Here is a 3,818-nt window from a genome sequence, read left to right on the forward strand (position 1 = left end):
TGCACCCGGGAACACAGTGTTGGGAAACGGGGCCTTCCTGGAGTGCCTGGCAACAGCCACGCACCGTCAATGCGGTCCGGCGTCCCCGGCTGGAGGCGCGAGCATCCGCACCGCCACCAGGCGGCAGGCCGCGCACACCGTGCCCGAGCGTTCCCAGTGGACCTGTTCCTCCAGCTCGTGCGCGTCCTCGGGCCCCTCCTCCAGCCTGCGGACGAGCGCATCGAGGTCCTCCTCCGGGCCGCCCCCGCCGGAAGGGGGCGTGTCGAGCACGTCCTGCTCTCCTTCGAGGACGAGCTTGAAGCGGTAGTACACCTCGCGGGCGGCGATGGCGCGCCCGCATGCCGCACAGCTCCTGGCTCCTGGCCCCGTCATGCTCACGCCTCCGCTGGCCTCCCACGCGACATCCGCCGCGCGGGGCTGATGATGCCGCCAACCGGGCGTGAGGCGTGAGGGTTCCCGCGTCTCCTCTTTCCGCGCGGGGCCGCGGGGGCTACTGCTCCCCCTCCCCCTGGAGGGCCCCGGCCGCGACGGTGGGCCTGCGCAGCACCCTCACCATCCGCCCCACCGAGGGCACCCCCGCGTCATTCACGAGGAAGAGCTGGTGGAAACCCGGCGGCGCCCGGCTGTTGAAGGACGGCGCGGTGACGGTGAGGCTTCCGGTGCCGCGGGTGAACTTCAGGGTGTTGAGCCGCTGGTTCTCGTCGAAGGTGTGCGTCGTGGAGCCGAGCGCGATGAGCGTCACCTTGCTGATGCGCGCCGCGTCGGGTGTCGAGACGGTGAAAGTCGTCCCGGGCATCACCGTGTCCGGGGCGGCGGCGAGCGTGGGACGCGGGCCCTTGAAGAGATAGGGCGGCGAGAAGACCTCCGCGGAGCGCCTGTTGCGGCCACCCGCGCTCAGCACCCGCCCGTCCGGCAGCAGCAGCGCGGTGGCGTGGTAGCCCCGGTAGACGGTGTTGCTCGCGAGCCGCCGCCAGGTGTTGGCGGTGGGGTCATACAGCTCGGCATGGAAGACGGGCGTGCTCGCGTTGTCGAAGCCGCTGCCAGAGCTTCCGCCGGTGACGAGCACCGTGCCGTCGGGGAGCAGCGTGGCATTGTGCTGGCGCCGGCGCGTGGTCATCGACGACACGTAGCGCCACGTCGGCGCGGCCAGGTTGAGGTCGATGACCTCGGTGGTGGCGGTCGGCGGGTCTCCCCCTCCGATGATGTACACGCGGGCATCTGCGTAGACGGCGGGCCCGTAGCTCCGGGTGCCGAAGTTGCTGTTGGGTCCGGTGCTCCAGGTCCCCGTGCCCGCCGTGCTCATCCAGCGGCTGGCCCGACCCGGCCCGGCATAGAAGAGCTGGCCACTGGGGGCGAGGAACATCTTCGGGTAGAGCGGCAGCGTCAGCCGGGCCGTGGTCATGTTCTTCCAGGTCCGGGTGGCCGCCAGGAAGCGCTGCGGCAGCGTGTTGATGTCACCGCTGCCGTTCATCTCTCCGGAGAGCACCAGCACATCCCCGTTGGAGAGCGTGGTGTTGGTGGGATACCAGCGCCCGGCGTTCATGTCCGGCAGGCGGATCCACGAGGAGAGGAACGGGTCGAAGAGGCTCGCGTCGTTGAGCCCCACGTCGCTCGTCACGTGCCCACCGGTGAAGAGCAGCTTGCCGTCGGCGAGGTAGGAGTGGCCGGAGCAGAAGATGTTGTAGCCCGGGAACGGCAGCGAGGTGACGGTGTTGGTGGCGGGGTCCCAGCGCCGTGGAGGCAGGTTCCCCTCGTCGAACTCCCCGATGAACATCACCTTGCCGTCGGGCTGCAGACTGGCGTGGGTGGCGGTGATGGGCCAGGTCATGACGCTGGACCACTGCCCCACGTCCGCGGGCGTCTGCGCCCGGGCGGGAAGCGCCAGCGCCACGAAGCCGACGAGCCAGGCCGCGAGTCTCCGCGGCCGGGGGAAGACAGGTCTCCACGACATGGCGGCCTCCGAGCCCTGCTGCTGACGATTGAAGAGGCAGAACCTAGATGGGAGGACGCGCGTGCCAATCGACCCCGGGTCCGGAGAAGTGTGGGCCCGGTGATGCGGACCGTCACCGGCGGGTGACTGACATCACCCCCGCGCGCGAGTACGCGAGGGACTCCCCTTCAACCGTCCACCGTTCGGGCCGAGGAGAACCTCATGAGGTGCTGGCGTCCGCTCTGCCTGGTGCTCGCGCTGCTGTCCGGCTGCTCGTCGCATCACGGCGGCAAGCCTCCGCCGGTTCCGCCCCCTCCGGATGAGTCCCTGCCCTGGGTACCCTGCGGGCGCACGGCCCGCGCGGTGGGGCCCGCCCCCCAACCGTCGGACACGGGTGCGCTGGAGATGGTGCCCGGCGACCGCACCCTCTTCTTCATCGCGGACGCGGGCGTGTGGACGAGCAGCGGCACGCGGGAGCCGGACGCCCGTCCGGTGCGGGAGTTTCCACCGGGGCCGACCGGCCTGGGGCCCTCGGAGGTCACCCGGGTGGGGGACAGGGTGTTCTTCGCCGCCGAGGACGAGGGGGCCGGACGGGAGCTGTGGGTGAGCGACGGCACCGCGGGAGGCACGCGGCGGGTGAAGGACCTCTGGCCCGGCCCGACGGGCTCCGAGCCCCAGTCCCTCTACGCGTACAACGGCCTGCTCTACTTCGCCGCGAGCGACCCGGAGCACGGTCGCGAGCTGTGGCGCAGCGACGGCACACCCGAGGGCACCGTCCTGGTCCAGGACCTCGAACCGGGCGTCGAGGGGACCTCTCCGGACCGCCTGACGCGAGGGGGCGATGGCGCGCTGTACTTCCTCGCACACTTCCAGGGGCTCACCACGGCGCTGATGCGCGGTGACGGGAAGACGGCTGCCGTGGAGGTGACCCGGATTCCCGCTGAGGGCGGCATCCTGGAGTCGCTGACGGCGGCGGGCGGGCGCCTGTTCTTCGTCATGGGGCACCTGCACGACCCGATGCTGCACCTGATGGCGACGGAGGGCGGCGCGCCGGTGCTCGTGAGCGAGCTGGGCGAGGTGCGTGACCTGGTGGCCATGGATGGGCAGCTGTACTTCAGCGCCACCACCGGGGACGCGGGGATGGACGCGGAGCTGTGGCGCAGCGACGGCACGGCGAAGGGGACACAGCGGGTGAAGGACATCCAGGCCGGCGAGGTGGGCGCATCCCCGAGGAACCTCACGGTGCTGGGCGCCCGCCTCTTCTTCACCGCGGATGACGGCATGCACGGGCGCGAGCTGTGGGTGAGTGATGGCACGGACGAGGGGACGCGCCTCTTCGCGGACCTCGCACCGGGGCCGGCCAGTGCTTCACCCGAGTCGCTGGCGGCCCTCCAGGGCAACCTGTTCTTCAGCGCCGAAACCCCGGGGCGCGGTCGCGAGCCGTGGATGAGCAATGGCAGACCGGAGGGGACGGTGCCACTGGATGAAATTGTGCCCGGGGACCGGGGCTCGGACCCGAAGGGGCTCGTCCGCGCTGGGTGGAATGTCTTCTTTACCGCCGGGGACGGCACCGGCGCCCGAACGCTGCGGGCCCTATCGTTGCGTCCCCAAGGACAATGCGACTGAGACCTCGCGCTTCTGGCAGGAAACCCGCAAACCAGGCAGGCGGGTTCCGCCAGGATTCAAGAAGTACCGAGTTCGTGACAATGAGGCATCCTGACGCCCGAGCGTTGCGGAAGCGCGCTTTGCATCACTTCAGCCCGGGATGGCTCTAGTACCAGACGTCCCTCAACTCGATGAACCCTCGCTACACGGGTCAATGCGACCCGCCGGGTCGGCTTTTACCTGCCAATCCTGTGCATAGCGCGAAAGAACCAGACACCTCGTC

Annotated in this window: 3 protein-coding genes; 1 reads left to right on the plus strand and 2 read right to left on the minus strand. The window is 70.3% G+C overall.

Annotated elements, in window-relative coordinates:
• Positions 1-66: 66 nt before the first annotated feature.
• On the minus strand, positions 67-372 hold the full coding sequence (locus ACX9TP_RS32055) for a hypothetical protein (RefSeq protein WP_482974446.1): 306 nt from the start codon (positions 370-372) through the stop codon (positions 67-69).
• 118 nt (positions 373-490) lie between these two features.
• The gene (locus ACX9TP_RS32060) at positions 491-1,951 is read right to left on the minus strand and encodes a galactose oxidase-like domain-containing protein (protein WP_482974447.1); all 1,461 of its coding nucleotides are present in this window, start codon (positions 1,949-1,951) and stop codon (positions 491-493) included.
• Between the two features lie 201 nt (positions 1,952-2,152).
• On the opposite strand from ACX9TP_RS32060, the gene ACX9TP_RS32065 reads away from it, so the two are divergent.
• Positions 2,153-3,556, plus strand: coding sequence for an ELWxxDGT repeat protein (locus tag ACX9TP_RS32065; RefSeq protein ID WP_482974448.1), 1,404 nt, complete (start codon positions 2,153-2,155; stop codon positions 3,554-3,556).
• Positions 3,557-3,818: the final 262 nt, after the last annotated feature.

It is taken from the genome of Pyxidicoccus sp. M15 (assembly GCF_056858435.1).

Bases quoted from the DNA above. Each gene is read 5' to 3' on its own strand.
- ACX9TP_RS32055 (WP_482974446.1), bottom strand. From the start codon at position 372: ATGACGGGGCCAGGAGCCAGGAGCTGTGCGGCATGCGGGCGCGCCATC.
- ACX9TP_RS32060 (WP_482974447.1), bottom strand. From the start codon at position 1,951: ATGTCGTGGAGACCTGTCTTCCCCCGGCCGCGGAGACTCGCGGCCTGG.
- ACX9TP_RS32065 (WP_482974448.1), top strand. From the start codon at position 2,153: ATGAGGTGCTGGCGTCCGCTCTGCCTGGTGCTCGCGCTGCTGTCCGGC.